17 protein-coding genes are annotated in these 17,725 nt (G+C 61.6%); 7 read left to right on the top strand and 10 right to left on the bottom strand.

Annotation, left to right across the window (positions count from 1 at the left end; genetic code table 11):
• Nucleotide 1: 1 nt before the first annotated feature.
• Nucleotides 2-1,540, bottom strand: a complete 1,539-nt coding sequence (betC, locus tag JNB71_RS12115; protein ID WP_220372015.1) for a choline-sulfatase — start codon at nt 1,538-1,540, stop codon at nt 2-4.
• Nucleotides 1,537-2,139, bottom strand: coding sequence for a transcriptional regulator BetI (betI, locus tag JNB71_RS12120; protein ID WP_220372016.1), 603 nt, complete (start codon nt 2,137-2,139; stop codon nt 1,537-1,539). The genes betC and betI overlap by 4 nt, the downstream gene beginning before the upstream one ends.
• A gap of 140 nt (nt 2,140-2,279) precedes the next feature.
• On the opposite strand from betI, the gene JNB71_RS12125 reads away from it, so the two are divergent.
• From JNB71_RS12125 to JNB71_RS12135, 3 genes are all read left to right on the top strand, one after another.
• Complete coding sequence (locus JNB71_RS12125; RefSeq protein ID WP_220372017.1) at nt 2,280-2,828, top strand: HdeD family acid-resistance protein; 549 nt, start codon at nt 2,280-2,282, stop codon at nt 2,826-2,828.
• Nucleotides 2,829-2,981: 153 nt separating this feature from the next.
• Complete coding sequence (locus JNB71_RS12130; protein ID WP_220372018.1) at nt 2,982-4,799, top strand: bifunctional diguanylate cyclase/phosphodiesterase; 1,818 nt, start codon at nt 2,982-2,984, stop codon at nt 4,797-4,799.
• Nucleotides 4,800-4,934: 135 nt separating this feature from the next.
• Complete coding sequence (locus JNB71_RS12135) at nt 4,935-5,933, top strand: NAD(P)H-quinone oxidoreductase (protein WP_220372019.1); 999 nt, start codon at nt 4,935-4,937, stop codon at nt 5,931-5,933.
• 295 nt (nt 5,934-6,228) lie between these two features.
• Here the strand turns inward: JNB71_RS12135 and JNB71_RS12140 are convergent, their stop codons facing one another.
• The 3 genes from JNB71_RS12140 to JNB71_RS12150 all read right to left on the bottom strand — a co-directional run bounded on the left by JNB71_RS12140 (nt 6,229) and on the right by JNB71_RS12150 (nt 7,544).
• Nucleotides 6,229-6,495 (bottom strand): type II toxin-antitoxin system RelE family toxin, encoded by a 267-nt coding sequence (locus tag JNB71_RS12140; protein ID WP_220372020.1) that lies wholly within the window; start codon nt 6,493-6,495, stop codon nt 6,229-6,231.
• Nucleotides 6,479-6,706, bottom strand: a complete 228-nt coding sequence (gene relB, locus JNB71_RS24435; protein ID WP_346657254.1) for a type II toxin-antitoxin system RelB family antitoxin — start codon at nt 6,704-6,706, stop codon at nt 6,479-6,481. The genes JNB71_RS12140 and relB overlap by 17 nt, the downstream gene beginning before the upstream one ends.
• Before the next feature lie 100 nt (nt 6,707-6,806).
• Nucleotides 6,807-7,544 carry a DUF3750 domain-containing protein gene (locus JNB71_RS12150; protein ID WP_220372022.1) on the bottom strand — a complete coding sequence of 246 codons (738 nt, stop codon included), beginning with the start codon at nt 7,542-7,544 and terminating at the stop codon, nt 6,807-6,809.
• A gap of 76 nt (nt 7,545-7,620) precedes the next feature.
• On the opposite strand from JNB71_RS12150, the gene JNB71_RS12155 reads away from it, so the two are divergent.
• Together JNB71_RS12155 and JNB71_RS12160 are read left to right on the top strand one after the other, a co-directional pair.
• Nucleotides 7,621-8,625: an asparaginase gene (locus tag JNB71_RS12155; protein ID WP_220372257.1), complete on the top strand. Its 1,005-nt coding sequence runs from the start codon at nt 7,621-7,623 to the stop codon at nt 8,623-8,625.
• A gap of 242 nt (nt 8,626-8,867) precedes the next feature.
• Nucleotides 8,868-9,488, top strand: coding sequence for a glutathione S-transferase family protein (locus JNB71_RS12160; protein ID WP_220372023.1), 621 nt, complete (start codon nt 8,868-8,870; stop codon nt 9,486-9,488).
• Between the two features lie 195 nt (nt 9,489-9,683).
• On the opposite strand, the gene JNB71_RS12165 is transcribed toward JNB71_RS12160, so the two are convergent.
• The gene (locus JNB71_RS12165) at nt 9,684-10,043 is read right to left on the bottom strand and encodes an MmcQ/YjbR family DNA-binding protein (protein ID WP_220372024.1); all 360 of its coding nucleotides are present in this window, start codon (nt 10,041-10,043) and stop codon (nt 9,684-9,686) included.
• A 52-nt stretch (nt 10,044-10,095) separates the two neighbouring features.
• Nucleotides 10,096-10,323 carry a hypothetical protein gene (locus JNB71_RS12170; RefSeq protein ID WP_223215819.1) on the bottom strand — a complete coding sequence of 76 codons (228 nt, stop codon included), beginning with the start codon at nt 10,321-10,323 and terminating at the stop codon, nt 10,096-10,098.
• Between the two features lie 61 nt (nt 10,324-10,384).
• Here JNB71_RS12170 and JNB71_RS12175 point away from each other — a divergent pair, with 61 nt between their 5' ends.
• The gene (locus JNB71_RS12175) at nt 10,385-11,287 is read left to right on the top strand and encodes a LysR substrate-binding domain-containing protein (RefSeq protein WP_220372025.1); all 903 of its coding nucleotides are present in this window, start codon (nt 10,385-10,387) and stop codon (nt 11,285-11,287) included.
• A 48-nt stretch (nt 11,288-11,335) separates the two neighbouring features.
• Here JNB71_RS12175 and JNB71_RS12180 read toward each other — a convergent pair whose 3' ends face one another.
• The 3 genes from JNB71_RS12180 to JNB71_RS12190 form a co-directional block, all read right to left on the bottom strand.
• Nucleotides 11,336-12,310, bottom strand: a complete 975-nt coding sequence (locus tag JNB71_RS12180; RefSeq protein ID WP_220372026.1) for an AraC family transcriptional regulator — start codon at nt 12,308-12,310, stop codon at nt 11,336-11,338.
• Between the two features lie 436 nt (nt 12,311-12,746).
• A complete protein-coding gene (locus JNB71_RS12185; RefSeq protein WP_220372027.1) occupies nt 12,747-13,412 on the bottom strand; it encodes a glutathione S-transferase family protein in 666 nt (221 codons plus the stop codon).
• Between the two features lie 100 nt (nt 13,413-13,512).
• Nucleotides 13,513-14,883: a TIGR03808 family TAT-translocated repetitive protein gene (locus JNB71_RS12190; RefSeq protein WP_220372028.1), complete on the bottom strand. Its 1,371-nt coding sequence runs from the start codon at nt 14,881-14,883 to the stop codon at nt 13,513-13,515.
• Between the two features lie 230 nt (nt 14,884-15,113).
• Between JNB71_RS12190 and JNB71_RS12195 the strand changes: the two genes are divergently transcribed.
• Nucleotides 15,114-17,426 (top strand): EAL domain-containing protein, encoded by a 2,313-nt coding sequence (locus JNB71_RS12195; protein WP_220372029.1) that lies wholly within the window; start codon nt 15,114-15,116, stop codon nt 17,424-17,426.
• Nucleotides 17,427-17,725 lie beyond the last annotated feature (299 nt).

The raw sequence follows: 17,725 nt of genomic DNA on the forward strand, positions 1-17,725 counted from the left end.
CTTATTCCCCTCGCGGAAAGCGTTTGGATTCTTCGAGATCGTCGAGATTCATGTGGTTGCGCATGTAGCGCTCGGACGCCTTCTGCAGCGGCTGGTGGTCCCAGGGATAATAGGCGCCGTTGCGCAAGGCCTCATAGACCACCCAGCGCCGCGCCTGGCTCTGCCGGACTGCAGCGTCGAAGGCATCCATGTCCCAGCGCGCCTCGCGCATCTGCCGGAAGGCGTCGAGCGTCGCCTTGATCACCGGATCGGTGGGATCCCTGGCAAGATTGGTGCGTTCCAGCGGATCCGCATGAAGATCGAAAAGCTGGTCAGGATCGAGCGCGCAATGGACATATTTCCACTTGCCCTCGCGAATCGAGACGAGCGGTGCATAGGAGCCTTCGGCGGCGTATTCCATCAAGACCGGCGTCACGCGCTCTGCGCCGTTGATCACCGGCACGAGGCTCTCGCCGTCGGTCCAGGGCATGATCTCGTCCATCGAGATGCCGGCGAGATCGCACAGCGTCGGCGTCACGTCGAGATTGGAGACGGGCGCCAGATGCAGGCCGGGTGTAACGCCGGGGCCGGCGATCATCAACGGCACGCGGGCAGAGCCCTCGAAGAAGCTCATCTTGAACCAGAGGCCGCGCTCGCCAAGCATGTCGCCATGGTCCGAGCAGAACAGGATCAGCGTGTCGTCCAGCATCCGCGTCCGGGTCAGCGTGTCGAGCAGTTCGCCCACCTTCTCGTCGAGATAGGAGATATTGGCGAAATAGGCCTGGCGCGACCGGCGGATGTTTTCCTTCGTCACGGCGAAGCTCTCGTAGTCGCAGGCGAGCATCAGGCGTTGGGAATGCGGGTCCTGTTCGGCAAAGGAAATCGCGCCAAGCTCTGGCGCAAGATGCGCGCAGCCCTCGTAGAGATCCCAGAATTTGCGGCGCGCCACATAGGGGTCGTGCGGATGGGTGAACGAAACGGTCACCGCCCAGGGGCGCCGGTTCGCATCGTCCTGCTCGCGCGAAAGCTGATAGAGCTTCTGGTTGGCGAGGAAGGCCACCTCGTCGTCATATTCCATCTGGTTGGTGATTTCGGCGATACCGGCGCCGGTGACGGAGCCGAGATTGTGATACCACCAGTCGATCCGCTCGCCCGGCTTGCGATAGTCCGGCGTCCAGCCGAAATCGGCCGGATAGATGTCCGTCGTCAGCCGTTCCTCGAAGCCGTGCAACTGGTCCGGGCCGACGAAGTGCATCTTGCCGGACAGCGCCGTGTAATAGCCGGCGCGGCGCAGGTGATGCGCATAGGTCGGGATCGAGGAGACGTATTCGGCCGCGTTGTCATAGACCTGCGTGCGGCTCGGCAATTGCCCGGCCATGAAGGAGGCGCGGGCAGGGGCACAGAGCGGCGAGGACGTGTAGTTGTTGCGGAAACGCGCTGAGCGTTTGGCGAGCGCCTTCATGTGCGGCGCATGCAGGAACTCCGCCGGGCCGTCCGGAAAGAACTTTCCGTTCAGCTGATCGACCATGATGATCAGTATGTTAGGCCGGCGAGCAGTCATGCAGCGTATCCTTGCCTTTCAAGTGCATTCAGGCTGAGCGTGATATAGTCGTCGGTCAGGGCGATGGAGGCTTCCGCCGTCACCGGCGAGGAACCGAGCGCCCGGCGAATATAGAGCCCGTCGATCATCGCAGCGGTACCCTCGGCGACGCGCACCGCATCATCCGCGCCACACAGCGCCTTCAAATTGGCCACCAGATTCGACCTTAGCCGGCGGGCATAGATGACGAGGAAACGCCGGGTCTCGTCCGAACACTGGGCTTGCGAGTAAAAGGCCAGCCAGGCGGCAATCGTTTCCGGCGCGAACTGGTCGGCGTGGAAGCTGACGCGGACGATGGCCGAAAGCCGTTCGCGCGCGGTTTTCGCTGCCGCGAGCGCCGTCACGGCATCGGCGCGCAGCTGCTTCAGAAGCGAGCGGATCGTCTCGGTGAGCAGTTGTTCCTTGCTGCCGAAATAATGGTGCGCAAGCGCCGCCGAAACGCCGGCGTTGCGGGCAATATCCGACATGGTAACCGCCAGCGTGCCCTGATCGCCGATCACGCGAAGCGCTGCGTCCACCAGAGCCTTGCGGCGCACCGGTTCCATCCCGATTTTCGGCATTCTCGACCCCTCTTTACAAGAGCAGTGTATTTTTGATTGATCCGTCAATCAATAAAAATAATCCAAATCTTTCCCTTTGATTTAGTCGTAGAATGCCGCTCTAGTTAAGCGATCGCCCATGGATAATTGGAGGTTGCATTATGGCTCAGGCATTCGACCCCACCGGAAAACAGGCTGCCCGCGAAAAATGGGGATGGTTCGTGGCGCTCGGCGTGCTGATGATCATGGGCGGCGGGATCGCCTTCGGCAATGTGCTCGCCGCCACCGTCGCCTCCGTCTACACCGTGGGCATCGTCATGCTGGCAGGCGGCCTGCTGCATCTTGCCCAGGCCTTCCGCGTCAGGGGATGGGAGCGGGTGGTGTACTGGATCCTCAGCGGCGGCTGTTACACCGTCGCCGGTGTTTTCGCCTTTCTCAATCCGCTCCTGGCGTCTGCGGTTCTTACCTTGCTGATGGCGGTGGCGCTGATGGTTGCCGGCGGGTTGCGCATCTGGTCCGCCCTCAATCTGCGGCCGCTCAAAGGCTGGGGATGGATTGCGCTCGGCGGCGTGATAACGGCGCTGGCAGGCCTCGTCATCGCCGCCGGCTGGCCGGTCAACAGCCTGTGGATCCTCGGCCTGTTCCTCGCCATCGACCTGGTGATGCAGGGCCTTGCCCTGATTGCCTTCGGGGTTCTCGCCAAGGGCTGAACAGTGGTTTTGGTCGCTTGAAAAAGTGATAGTGCCTGGCGGCTAACTTGCGGCGGTCATTGAACTTTCACAAAACTGTCACGCAGGGGAAACGGAAAATTTAAGCCCGGAAGCGATCTTTGCGCAATCTTGTTTCCGATCCGGAGTCTGCGCATGTCCGCCGCCGAAATGCTTTCCCTGCGCCGCTTCGGCGACGATCAGATCGTCAATCTGGCGAAGCTCGCGATCGAGACCGCCTTCCAGCCGATTGCCGAGATCGCCACCGGCGCTGTTTTCGGTTACGAGACCCTGATGCGTGGCTTCGAACGGCTGGGCTTCAAGTCGCCGCTCGAACTGCTCGACAAGGCGGAGGCGGCGGGGCAACTCCTGGCGCTGGAACACATGATCAACACCCGCGCCTTCGCCGGTTTCGCCAGCCTGCCGGATTTCGCTTCACGCACCCTGTTCGTCAATTTCGACAGCCGCCTGATCGGGCTGGAGGGCGATCTCGTCGAGCGGCTCGGCATTCACCTGAAGCGCGCCAACATCCCGCCGTCGTCGATCTGTTTTGAACTTTCCGAGCGCTTCGACAGCGGCAAGATGCCGGATTTTTCCGGGCTGATGAAGCGCCTGCGGCTTGCCGGATTCAAGCTGGCGATCGACGATTTCGGCGTCGGCTTCAACGGGTTGAAGCTGCTTTGCGACCAGCCGGTGGACTACGTGAAGATCGACCGGCATTTCATCTGCGGTATCGAGGCCAGCCCGCGCAAGCGCCATCTCGTGCGCCATACGGTCAATACCGCCCATGTGCTTGGCACCCGCGTCATTGCCGAGGGCGTCGAGACGGCGGCGGAATTCGCCACCTGCCGCGATCTTGGCTGCGATCTCGTCCAGGGTTATTTCGTCGCCCGCCCGACGGTGCATTTCGCCGATCTGCAGCCCGCCTATCCGCATCTGGAACAGGGGGCCGGCGCCCGCCGCCACTCGACCTCGCTCGACAGCATCCTTATCCGCAAGCAGATCGAGCAGGTTCCGGCGCTGCGCGAGAACGACGATCTGGACTCGGTGTTCGAACTGTTCCGGCGCTCGCCGCAGCGCAGTTTCTTTCCGGTGCTCAACGCCAATGGCGAGCCGCGCGGCGTGCTGCACGAGTATCACGTCAAGGAGATGATCTATCATCCCTTCGGCCGCGACCTTTTGAAGAACCATATGTACCAGCGCCACATCTCGCATTTCGTCAGTCCGGCGCCGATAGCTGATCTGGAAACGCCGGCCGACGAGATGCTGAAGATCTTTGCCGGCATGGACGGCAGCGATTGCGTCATCCTGACGGAGAATATGCGCTATGCCGGCGTGCTGTCGGCCGCGTCGCTTCTGAAGATCATCAGCGAAAAGCAATTGAAGAATGCCCAGGAACAGAACCCGCTGACCGGCCTGCCCGGTAACCGCGCCATCCGCGACCACGTGCAGGACGCAGTGCTCGACGGCGATGAAGCCCGCTATCTCTGCTATTGCGACTTCGACAGCTTCAAGCCCTTCAACGATCACTACGGCTTCCAGAAAGGCGACCTCGCCATCTCGCTGTTCGCCGCCCTGATGCGTCGGCATTTCATCGGCGAGGAAAAATTTCTGGGCCATGTCGGCGGCGATGATTTCTTCATCGGCGTCCGTGGCTCAACGCAGGAGGAGGTGGGCGCTGTGCTGACGCGGCTTCTGTCCGAGTTCCGCAGCGACGTTCGCCAGCTCTATTCCCAGCAACATCAGCAGGCAGGCTACATGACCGGCCATGGCCGCAGTGGCGAACCGACGATCTTCCCCTTGATGCGCTGCTCGATCGCGGTGCTGATCCTGCCGGAAGGTTTTGTCTTTTCCGATGCCCAGGCCGTCAGCACCCACATCGCCGAAATCAAGAGCAGGGCAAAGGAAAGCGAAACAGGTCTAGTCTTCGATACGTTCGGTGGCGGCGTCCTGATCGCCGTCCGCGACGGCTGAAAAAGAAAACGGGCCGCTATGGTTTTGCCGCATTATCTCATCGTGCCGCAGGCGATGCCGGCGGCCAAAACACGGCTTTGCCGTTCTACGTTCCCGCGCTAGATAAATCGCCACGAAGAATGCGAGGACAAGGCCGTGACCCTGCCGACCGAAATGACCTATGTCGATCTACCGTCTCCTGGCGGGCCGGAAAAGATGGTGCTGGCGCGCGGTCCGCTGCCTGAAATCAGGCCCGGCGACATGCTGATCCGGGTCGAGGCTGCCGGCGTCAATCGCCCGGACGTGCTGCAGCGGCAGGGCCATTATCCGCCGCCGCCGGGTGCAAGCCCGATCCTCGGGCTCGAGGTTGCCGGTGAAGTGGTGGCGCTGGGCGAGGGCGCCGAGGGTTTTACGATCGGAGACAAGGTCTGTGGTCTTGCCAATGGCGGCGGCTATGCCGAATTCTGCGCCCTGCCGGCGACACAGGCCTTGCCTTGGCCGAGGGGCTATGACGCCGCCCGCGCCGCGGCCCTGCCAGAAACATTCTTCACCGTCTGGGCCAATGTCTTCCAGATGGCCGATCTGGTGGAGGGCGAGAAGATCCTCATCCATGGCGGCTCGAGCGGCATCGGCACCACGGCCATCCAGCTCGCTCGCGCCTTTGGCGCCGAGGTTTTCGTCACCGCCGGAGCCAGGGCCAAGTGCGACGCCTGCGTTTCGCTCGGCGCGCGGCGCGCAATCAACTATCGCGAAGAGGATTTCAAGGCGGTTGTCCTTGAGGAAACCGGCGGCCGCGGCGTCGATGTCATCCTCGATATGGTCGGAGCGCCCTATTTCGATCGCAACATTGGTTCGCTGGCCAAGGACGGCCGCCTGTCGATCATCGCCTTCCTCGGCGGTGCCTCGGTGGAAAAAGCCAATATCGCCCCGATCCTCAGCAAGCGTCTGCATGTCATGGGCTCGGCCATGCGCCCGCGCACGGCGGTCGAGAAGGAGGCGATCCGCGACGATCTTCTCGACAATGTCTGGCCGCTGCTGGATGAGGGCGATGTCGCGCCGGTCATGCACGCTGTAGTGCCGTTCTCGAACGTTGTCGAGGCGCACCGGCTGATCGAGGCCGGCGATCACATTGGCAAGATCGTCATGATGTTGTAGCGAAAGTCTAAGATCGCCGCCCTTGCAATCGGAGCGAATCGGACTACCTTGAAGTCATCTTCAACGTAAAGAAAGGAAGGTGATCCAGTGTCTAATGAGCTTTCGAACCTCGTAACGGACATGGGAATTGTGGTGGCGGAAACGAGGCAGCCCTCGTTCTGAACCCAGCCTTCCTGCGGGTCGCACCTTGTGCGGTCCGGGCCCGTTACCTGGCCAAAACTCATGGAGGGCCGCCCTGGGCGGCCCTTTTTGTTTGTCCTGCGGACGATAGCCGCAGCCCGGTTGTCTTTTGATTTCAGCGGTAGATTTCTCGGCGATTGCCAACTTCGAGAACCAGCACAATCAATTGCGTGTCAATGATCTCGCACAAAAGGCGATAGTCGCCGACACGGTAGCTCCAATAGTGCTTGAGCGGGCCGGTTAGTTGTTTACCAAGTTGGCGAGGATTTTCATTCGCTGCAAGTCTATCCGAAAGAAAGGAAAGGATGCGGATCGCGGTTTGTTTGTCCAGATTGTTGATGCTTTTGCGCGCTCTTGCCGTGATCTCAATCGTCCAGACCAAGGTCTTTCCTTACCTCGGCAAGAGAGTAAACAGCTTCTTCTCCGCTGCGAACGCGCGCGGCGATATCTGCGGCAAGATTGTAATCTTCTCTGTCCTGGAGCCCTTGCGCTATAAACTGATGAACATAAAATTCCTTGGTTTGTCCGGTTTCACGGGCGAGCCGTTCCAACTGCTTCTCGACATCTTCAGAAAGGCGAATGGAAATAGTCACTTGCTTGCTCCCAAATCCGTTTTTGTTCTCATAGCATACACTATGATCACTTTCGAGGCATGCATTCGAATTGTTCGAATGGAATTGTCTGTTCTCGCCCTCACACCCCGAACCGTCCCAGCGCCGGTATCTTGACCGCCGGGCGCATGATGTCGAGGCCGGCGACCAGGCCCATGACATGCACCTCCAGTCCGCTGCGGATGCCGGCAGAAATCCCCAGCAGTCCGTAAAGCGTGGCATGCATGTCGAGCCCATCGGCGTCGATGGCAAACAGCTTGCCTTCCGGCAGATAGTCGCGTCCGACGGGGTCCGGCGGCAATACGGCGCCCAGTTGCGGCACGCAACGCAGCACGTGGGCGACGAAGGTATTGGAGTTCGGTCCCGGCCAGATGCGGTAGGCGCCGGGTTTGGAATAGGGGTAGGACTGGATGGCCTTCTCGATGTTCGGGATCAGCCGCGTCGCTTCCTCGCCCTTTACGCTGACGACCAGGTGCGGCCTGTTGGAATACCATTTGGCGTCGGCGGCGTAGCCGTTGCGGCGGATGGGCGACCCCCAGCCGACCTTGTCATAGCGGTTATAGGTCGTGTCGCCCTCTCCCTTGGTGACGATCCAGGAATGGCTGGCGACGGCGCCCTTCATGCCGCCGGTGGTGGCGGAGAAGACGTAGATCGCCGCCGCCTTGTCGTCGCCCGGTTTCGGCAGGATGTTGGCCGACGACCAGTCAGCCTCCCGCCAGCTTCCTGGCCGTTCCTTGACGTACCACCAGCCGGCTGAAGCGAGTGCCGGCAGGAGATAGAGGAACAGGAAGGCGAGAAGCAGCCTGCGAAGAAATTTCATGCGCGGGTCCGGTTGTTGTGTTGCGCGATCTTGGTCTAAAGACACAGGCAGAAATTGGATTTTTGAGGGCATGAGCATGTCGAACCCGGTCCTTGTCGAAGTCACCCGCGGCAATCTGGTCGAGAGCCATCATCGCGGCATGGTGGTTGTGGTCGACGGTTCAGGTGAAACCGTCTTTTCGCTGGGTGAGAGCGATGCAGCCGTCTTTCCGCGCTCGGCCTGCAAGGCGATGCAGGCCCTGCCGTTGATGGAGACGGGTGCCGCCGACGCCTACGGATTCGGCAACAAGGAACTGGCGCTCGCCTGCGCCTCGCACAGCGGTGAGCCGGAGCATGTGGCGCTGGCCGCAGCGATGCTGGCGGCAGCGGGCCGGGATGTCTCGGCGCTCGAATGCGGCGAGCACTGGTCGTTCAATCAGGATACGATCATTGCCCAGGCGCGGTCGCTCAAATATCCGACGCAACTCCACAACAATTGCTCGGGCAAGCATGCCGGCTTCATCTGCGCCTGCTGCCATGGCGGCGAGGAGACGGCCGGCTATGTCACCTATGACCATCCGCTGCAGCGTGAAATTCGCGGCGTGATGGAGGGCCTGACGGGGGCCGCGCTCGCGCATGACAATTGCGGTATCGACGGCTGCTCGATCCCCACTTATGCCGTGCCGCTCAAGGGTCTTGCGCATGGTTTTGCCAGGATGGTCACGGGTCACGGGCTGCAGCCGGTGCGCGCGAAGGCGTCGAAGCGATTGATCGAGGCCTGCATGGCCGAACCCTTCTATGTCGCCGGCACGAAGCGCGCCTGCACCCGCCTGATGCAGGCGGCACCCGGCCGCATCTTCGCCAAGACCGGGGCCGAAGGCGTGTTCTGCGCTGCCATCCCGGAACAAGGCGTCGGGATTGCGCTCAAATGCGAGGACGGCACGACCCGTGCCGCCGAGGCCATGGTGGCTGCAACACTCGCCCGGTTTTTCCGCGACGAGCCCGAACTGCATGCCAGCCTGATGGCCCTGGCCAACCATTCGATGAGGAACTGGAACGGCATCCATGTCGGCGATGTCCGCGTCACCGAGGCTTTCGGCTGATAGCTGCCTTCCGTTAAAAGGATCTGATCGATCGGCACAGCCGAAGGCTGCCCCGCGAAATCCAGGCTGTAGACATTGGGAGCGCGCGGGAATCAAGGGGCGGAGAATGCTGTCCGGAGGCCGGGCTGCGCTCTGACCACAATGGCGTGATCGGCGTCGAGCCGGCTGGCAAACAACCGGCGCGATTGTTATCACTTGCGCCTGGAACGGCCGGCCGTCGCCGGCAAAGGATGGAGAATGAGATGCTGAAGCTTTTTTTCACGCCGGGCACCTGCTCGCTCGCCTCGCATATCGCGCTTGAGGAATCCGGCGCACGCTATGAAGTGCAACGCGTTGATTTCTCACGGCAGGAGCAGCGTTCGCCCGAGTTCCTGCGCGTCAATCCGAAAGGCCGCGTGCCGGCGCTGGTGACGGATCACGGTGTGCTCACCGAAACGCCGGCGATCCTCGCCTATATCGGCCAGAGCTTTCCAGGGTCGCCGATCGGCGTGCCCTCCGATCCGTTCGCGTTCGCCCGCATACAGTCCTTCAATTCCTATCTCTGCTCGACCGTGCATGTGGCCCATGCGCACAAGCGCCGCGGCGCCCGCTGGGCCGATGATCCGGCGGCGATCGAGGCGATGACGCTGAAGGTTGCGAGCAACATGAGCGACTGCTTCGAGCTGATCGAAACCGGCATGTTCGCCGGCCCCTGGGTGATGGGCGAAAACTATTCGATCGCCGATCCCTACCTGTTCACGCTTGCCGGCTGGCTGGAAGGCGACGGTGTCGATCCCGCACGCTTCCCGAAGGTCCTTGATCATCGCCGGCGCATGGCCGAGCGCCCGGCCGTCAAAGAGGTCCTCGCTGCTTTGGAGGGCTGAAAATCTGCTGCGTAGTTCCGGCATCGAAGATACCCCCTCTGTCACTTCATGACATCTCCCCCTCAAGGGGGGAGATCGGGAGTAAGAGGCCGGCGCCATGCCAATCTCCCCCTTGAGGGGGAGATGTCCGGCAGGGCAGAGGGGGGTGAGACGGCGACTGTCTGTACTATGACGTCATGTTCGACGCGCGGCGCTCTACGCGCCATGGCCGAAGCTGGCGGCAAGCCGCTTCGGCGCCTTTTGCCGCCAGGCGGCAAGAAGTCGTTGCGTCAGGTCCGCGTCGCTGATCGCCGCGAGACGGACCAGCATGGCCGGCCAGCCCTTGTAGTGATCGGTCTCGAAATAGAGATCAGGCTCCGCCTCCATCAGCATTTCCTTCTCCTCGAGCGCACACATGACGACGAGGATGCCCGCATGCCTGATGCGCACGAAACTCTTGCCACGGACCTCGAGCGCCGGTGTGCCGTAGCTGGTGCCGAGCGTCACTTCCGGAAGGCCGGCCGCCCGGGCCAGCCTCGTTACGCGCTCGAAATCCGTCTCCTGACCGCCGCTCATGGGTCCCTCACGATTGAGCGCAGTTTCTGATGCCGGGGCGATCCACGCAAGCTCAGGCGCGGCAGACATCTGCGCAATGGCGCGGTACCGCGCGGATCCCAGGGCCGGGAAAGGGCAGGTCGCCGAGTTGCCGCGCGTCCATGCGCTCAATATCGGGATGACGCAACGGGTCGGAAACCCAGGCGGCCTTCGTGTCTTCATATGCCGGTATGGAGCGCAGCTTGTCGAGTATGGAGAAAAGCTTCAACATGGCATCACCATCCTTGTTCGGTGACGCCATAATCCTCCTCCGAAAGACAATTTCAATTGAGTTTGCCGCGACCGTACTATAGAAAAACTATATGAAGGATTTGAACGCCGTTCACCTTAATGGTTTGCGCGCCGTCGAAGCGGCGGGCCGTCTCGGCTCGCTGCAGGCGGCGGCTGAAGAACTGGGCGTCACCATCGGCGCGGTCAGCCAGCAGATCATCAAGGCAGAAAAGCAGCTCGGCCGCATCCTTTTCGAACGCAGCCCGCGCGGCCTCGTGCCGACCCTTTTCGGCGAGAGCTTCCTGCCGCGGCTGACCGGCGGATTCGAAATGCTGGATCACGCGGTTGCCTCGGCCCGCAGGCGTGACGAGACGATCCTGACGATCTCGGTCGCCCCGGTTTTCGCGGCACGCTGGCTGGTTCATCGGCTGGATCATTTTACCGAGAAACATCCGGATATCCGCCTGCGCATCGATGCGACGACGGCTCTGGTCAATCTGGAAAGCGCCGGCGTCGATGTCGGCATTCGGGTCGGGTCGGGCAACTGGCCGGGGGTCAAGGCCGAATTGCTGCTGGAGCAGGAGATCTTCCCGGTCTGCTGTCCGGCGATTGCAGAAAAACTAAAGGAACCGAGGGATGTTCTGGACGTTCCGGCTGTGATCGACGGCCGCTCGATGTTCAGCTGGGAAACCTGGCTGTGCGAAGTCGGCTTGTCCGGCGAGAAGATGGTCGCGCGGCATGTGTTCAACGACGCATCGCTCTGCCTCGACGCCGCAATTGCCGGCCAGGGCGTCATGCTCGCCTGGCAGACGCTGGCCGGTTATTCAATCGTCGAGGGGCGGTTGGTCGTCCCGTACTCAGTCCGAGTGAAGACGGGGTTTGCGCATTATTTCGTCACCCCGCCGTCGCGCCGCGAAACGAAGACGGTATTGGCCTTCAAGCAGTGGGTGCGCGACGAGATCGCCGAGAGCATGCAGCGTCTCGGCTTTGCGTGAGCGGGCTCCCGGCGCCGCCTGTCGGGCAAGTGGCGTCCGCTTCGAGAGCTAGTTGCTCCTCCCCTGCCGTCGCACGGTCTCCGAGGGCATCTCGCCGAACGACTGATGATAGCTCGCCGCAAAGCGCCCCATGTGAAGGAAGCCCCAATTCCTTGCTATGTCGGCGATCGATAGCACATCCCCCCCACTCAGCAGTGCTTTGCGCACGCCCTCCAGGCGAATGGCGCGCAGATAGTCTGACGGCGTCATGTCCTTGAACTGCTGAAAAGCCGTCTGCAGCGACCGTACCGTCGTTCCCGCCTCGCGCGCGATTTCCGAAACCGTCATTGGCGACGCTGCGTTGGCGTGCATATACTCGATAGCCCGCTTCAGTTTTCGCGGTATCGCCGGAGAGATCGGTCCCGTCAACCGCTCGTGGTAGCTGTGCGGCACGTTTTGCAGGACAAGCAGCATCAAAGCCCGAACCAACAGATCGGGGGCGGCCGATGAAAAACTGTGGCCCGCATTCGTGTCAAGATAGTCCCAGATAAGACTGCTAAGCCTCGCAATACAGGAGCCGTGGGGCGTTGTCAGATCAAGCTTGCCAGTTATTTCAAGCTCACCGGTGACGGGTGCGTCGATCAATTCGCTCAGGACGCCGACGAGCATCGATTTTTGCCACGCAATGGCCAAATGGCTCCGGTTCTCATGGAAGACGAGAGACTCGATCCGCGGCATGGGGGCGACGAAGCCGGTAGCCGAGGTCAGAAAATGCCGCTCCCGCCCATCATCCAGTTCCAGCGCACCGGAAGATTGGAGGAACAGGACGACCTGATCCGGCGGGGCGTTTGAGATGAGTTTCATGCCGGATCGGCAATGGCTTTGCCAGGCGGTGTAGCGTACCGCATCATGCGGCTTCGTCCGAACGGAGCGACACATGCAATCGATTGAAATACGATCACCCGGGCGAAGAGGCTCGACGATGGCCGGCATTTTCCACCCTGCATAGCGTTCCGTCAACTCGTCCGCTTCTGCGTTCGCCATGCTGAGGTTTGACTGCTTTACGTAACTCATCATGTCTCGATGCAGAAGTCGGAGTGTGTTGCGTCGGCAGAGATAGGGTGATTCGATGGCTGTATATTAGTGAGAATAGCGTTTTCGCAACAGGCCGTCATGACCGGACGCCGCAGGTCGCAAGTCCAGGCTCCGTGGCAGCAATGACAGGCAAGGCACGGCGTTTTCCGGCGTGCGATCGACCGCGGTCGTGACTTGCCCACCCGCGGTCGTCTGCAGACGGCAGATGCATGAAGGCGAGTGGTTGCGCGGTACGTTGAAAATGGATCTCGCGTCGCCTGCCGGCAGCGCGAATGCGAGCGTGGCGATCAGGTTTATACGCGTGGGCCGAAGCCGTGTTCGCCATGACTGACGACCTGACGTAAAGCACGACGCGCCGGTTGTCATGGCTGCAATGCGCGGAGTGTCAGGCGGCCTCCGCCTCCTTGCGCCGGCCGGCCATCATCTTCTCGAAGGCCGGCCGGGCGTGGCAGCGGGCGAGCCAAGCCTTGATCTTTGGATGCCGGTCAAGGAGATAGGTCTCGGTCATGGCGTAGCGCATCACTTCCGCAAGATTGAGATCGGCGACGGTGAAGCGACCGCCGACGACGTAGTCCTGCGTTTGCAGATGCGCTTCCAGCCGCGCCAGGGGCCGCTCCAGCGCCTTGACCGACGTTTCGATGATAGCCATGCCCTCCGGCGTGTCCTCACGGGCATTATCGTAGGTCAGCACAATCTCGACCGTATGGGGCTCGACCTCGCTTGCCGCCCAGAGCGTCCAGGCCAGCACCTCGCCTTCCTCGCGCAGATCGGCGGGCGCGAGCGGCCCGCCATGCTTGCGCGCGAGGTAGAGATTGCTGGCCAGCGATTCCGTCAGTACGAGACCGTCATCCTCCATGGCCGGGATCTTGCCCATCGGGTTGACGGCCAGAAACGACGCAGATTTCGTGTTGAGCCGGGCATCGGGCGCCAGCGGATCGGCGACGAGCCGCGCCTGGATGACCGGCACCGATTTGAACGGAATGCCCAGCTCTTCCGCCATCCAATAGTTACGCGAGGCGCGCGAGCAGTAGACGCCGTAGATCGTCAGCATGGCTATTCCCCTTTGGCTGAAATTCACGGCAGGGTACGGCAGGCTTGTCCGCGCTTGAAGCCGTCGGCGCTGATGTCAGCCATGAAATCTTTTGATGTTTTCAGCGGAGCCGGTTGCCGGAGAGGGTGAGATGCGCGAAGCTCTCGCTTTCGCTCCTGAGAAGATCGCCCGTGACCTTCTCGTTCCAGCGATAGCCGAGGATGCCTCCCTCCCTGACATCCTGAAACAGGTTGTTGGCGATCAGCGCGGTGCCCGACCCTTCGACCACCGTGACGGCGCAGCCGCCGCCGGCATTTCGCACGAAATTACCGGTCGCAACGACATCGCGCAGATAGGGCCCCCAGCCGAACATCAGCCCCCATTTCGGCGCGTTCTCGATGACGTTGCCGGTCACGGTCGTGTCCGCCTCCACCGCGATGCCAAGGCCGAAACCGGCGCCGTCGTGAACATAGGGGCCATCGACATGCAGGTTGCGGATGATGTTGTCGCTGACGACCGCCAGCCTGCCGCCTTCGTTGAAATTGACGATCAGGATGCCATTGGCGGCACCGTCGATCAGGTTGCCGGTGACAATCGCGCCCCGGAAGCCGAATTCGGAATAGATGGCCGTTTCGCCGGAATGCAGACACTGGTTGCCGACGATTTGGATATCGGTGGCGGCGTTGGCGCGAATGGCGGAAAAGGCGCAATCGGAGATGTGGTTGTCCGTTACCATCACGTTTGCCGCGCGGAAGACATTGATGCCGTTACCGTTCTCGCCCGTTCCGCCATCCCGGGCACCTATGCGCGCCACGCGATTGCCGCGGACCATCGTACCGTCTTGCGAAGCCTTCCAGCGATGCACGAGGATGCCGCCATTGCCGCAGTCGACAACGGTGTTGGCGGTGATCGAGAGTTTTTCGCTTTCGACCGCATAGATGCCGCTGCCTGCAGCCTGCGAGATGCCGTTGCCGTCGATTCGGCCGCCGCAATGCTCGGCATTGATGCCGTGTTTCGATGAGCCGATGATGGCGCAGTTTTCGATCGCCAGATTGGCGACGCCACTCAGGTTGATCAACCCTTGGGTTTTTTCTCCAAGAGCCTTGCCGCCGCCCTCGAAGACCAGACCAGACAGCGTCAGCCGCCTCAGCCCTTCGCCGCTCAGAAAGCCGCCGCTGCCGGCATGGACCAGCCGGGTGCGGCCGGGCACGCCGCCCAGCCAGAGATCGTCGGGCAGCGTGATGTCGGACAGCACATAGTCGCCGGCCGGGAGAAAGACAGGCATGCCACGGGCCGCCGCCTCCTGCAGGAGACGGTTGAACGCCTCGCTTTGATCAGCAGAGGCATCGGGACCGACACCGTAGCCGGAAATATCGATCGTACCCCGCAGGCCATCCTGCGCCGGTTTCAGTTTTGCAGCCAGGCAAGGGCCTGCCGCCGTGCAGAAGAGCGTGGAGGCGATCGAAGACAGAAGCAGGCGACGATTGAGCATGGCAAATCCTTTGCGTGGACAGTGCATGAAACATGCCAATGTCGGCCTGTCCCGAGATGCTACGGAATTGTGCAGACAGACTGGACGAAGCATTGGAATTCAGCAAGACAGCAGCAGTATTCGTCCATTGGAAAATACTTCTTTAGTAAAGGATAACTTCTGGCTGGTAGAAATCGGGGCGAGAAATCAGGAAGACAGCTTGGACGGTGAACCTGTGTGCGGAGGCTTGCTTGACGAAAAACTTGGACTACTCTCGCAGGGACAGCGGTGCCAAGGTCGCCAGCAATGACGACACGCAACGCCTGATGGCCGCAGGCCAGCGTCTGGCGGCGGAAGTCTCACGCTTGTTTACCTCCCAGACAGACATCGCCGACCGTCATTATTGGCTCGAGACGATGGTCAATCACGTTCCCGATTACATCTACGCCAAGGATCTCGAAGGCCGGTTCCTGATCGCCAACCGCGCAACCGTCATCGACAATGGCTTCACGAAAATGGAGGAACTCGTCGGCAAGACCGACTACGACCTGCATCCGCACGACATGGTCGCCAAAACGGTCCAGGCTGAACGGCAGGTCATCGAGACGGGCAGCCCGATCTTCGGAATGGAGGAGCGGGCGTTCATCGACAAGGGCTACGAGCGCTGGTTGATGACTTCCAAGGTGCCGCTGCGCAACAAGCAGGGTGTAACCATCGGCACCGTCGGCGTCTCGCGCGACATCAGCGACCGCAAGAGAGCGGAGCGGCTCATGCTCGGCCAGGCCCGGCTGCTGGAGATGATCGCTACGGGCACGCCGCTGGACAAATTCTTCAACGAACTGATCCTGCTGATCGAGGCGCAGCTGCCCGGCGTCATCGGCTCCATCCTGCTTCTCTCGGAGGACGGCCGCCAACTTGTGACCGGCGCGGCACCCGGTCTCGACGAGGCCTATTGCGAGGCCGTCAACGGCATTGAAATCGGCCCGAGGGTCGGATCGTGCGGCACTGCCGCCTGGCGCGGCGAGCCCGTCTTCGTCGCCGACATTCTGTCCGACCCGCTGTGGGAAGGCCATGCCGATTTCGTGCGGCCATTCGGCTATCGCTCCTGCTGGTCGACGCCAATCCTGTCCTATCAAGGCAAGGTGCTTGGAACCTTCGCACTCTATTCTCACGCGGTCGGCCTGCCGTCGGCCGAACAGAACGAACTGATTTCGATGGCGGCGCATCTGGCCGGCATCGCCATCGAGCGCCAGCAATCGGAAGAGCGCATCCAGTTCATGGCGCATCACGACGCGCTGACCGGATTGCCGAACCGGGTGTTGTTCGACAGCTGCGTCGCCACCGCCCTGCAGCAGGCGCGCATCACCGGCCAGTGGGTGGCGCTCGCCTTTCTCGATCTGGACAATTTCAAGCTGATCAACGATACGATGGGTCATCACGCCGGTGATGAACTCCTGCGTATCGCCGCCGGCCGCATGCTGGCCTGCGTGCGCAAGTCGGACATGATCGTGCGTGTCGGCGGCGATGAATTCATCATTCTGCTGACCGGCCTGCCGCCGGATAGCGGCGTCGTAACCTCAAGGCTCGAGACCATTCGCGCAGCAATCGGCGCTCCGCTCGTTCTTTCGGGGCGCAGCCTGCAGGTCAGCTGCAGCATGGGCGTCGTCTGTTATCCCGACCATGGCCAGACGGCGACCGAGCTGCTGGCCAACGCCGACTCGGCCATGTACAGGGCCAAGGAAGTCGGCCGCAACAACCTGCAACTGTTTGACGCCGAAATGGCGGCGAAGGTGCGCGCAAAGCTGCGGCGGCACGAGGAACTGCGTGATGCCGTCGCCCGCGGCGAATTCGTGCTGCACTATCAACCAGAGATGAACCTGAAGACCGGCAGGATTTTCGCCGCCGAATCGCTCCTGCGCTGGCAGCACCCCGAGCGGGGCCTTGTCGCGCCGGCGGACATCATCCCGCTGGCCGAGGAGACAGGGCTGATCGTGCCGATCGGCGACTGGGTTCTGAACGAGGCCTGCCGGCAGAACAGGGCCTGGCAAGACGAAGGCCTGCCGCCCATCGTCGTCAGCGTCAACGTTTCCGCCCGCCAGTTCCGCGAACGCAACTGGGTGTCGCGGGTTGCGCAAGCGCTTGAGGAAAGCGGGCTGGAGGCCCGGTACCTCGAATTGGAGCTCACCGAAAGCCTGATCATGCAGGATGTCGGCGCGGCGATCGCCACCATGCACGAGCTTGAAGCGCTCGGCGTCCATCTGGCCATCGACGATTTCGGCACCGGCTATTCGAGCCTCAGCGCACTGAAGAGCTTTCCCGTCCGGCGGCTGAAGATCGACCAATCCTTCGTTCAGCATGTTCCGGGCGATGCCGACGACATGGCGATTACCGGCGCAATTATCTCGCTTGCGCAAAAGCTGCAGATCGAGGTGATTGCCGAAGGAGTGGAAACCCAGGCGCAGGTCGATTTCCTGCAGGCCAGCGGCTGTGACGACGTGCAGGGCTATTTCGTCAGTCGGCCGGTGGCCCCGACTGAATTCGTCACCCTGCTCGCTGGCCTTTGACAATGCGGCGCCATGATTTTCTCCAGTACGGTGGGCGTTCCCGCACACATTGCAGCAGATCGAATGACTCAACCTCTATAATTCATGATAAATAAATATCGGGGCGCCATAAGAACCCAATGATATGAATGTCAAAGGACATTTCGCCCGCCAACGCGCCGCCGGACTGTTGCGGTCTGGACACGGTCGACAACGCTCTCACAGTTGTGAAGAGCCTTGATCGGCGCAAGCCCCGATCCAGCCGCAATTGCCATACTTGTGGCGGGGACCGGTGGATACTGCCGGAGCAATGATTTTTG

The sequence above is a fragment of the Rhizobium herbae genome, assembly GCF_019511375.1.
In the GTDB taxonomy this organism is placed as follows: Bacteria; Pseudomonadota; Alphaproteobacteria; order Rhizobiales; family Rhizobiaceae; genus Pararhizobium; species Pararhizobium herbae_A.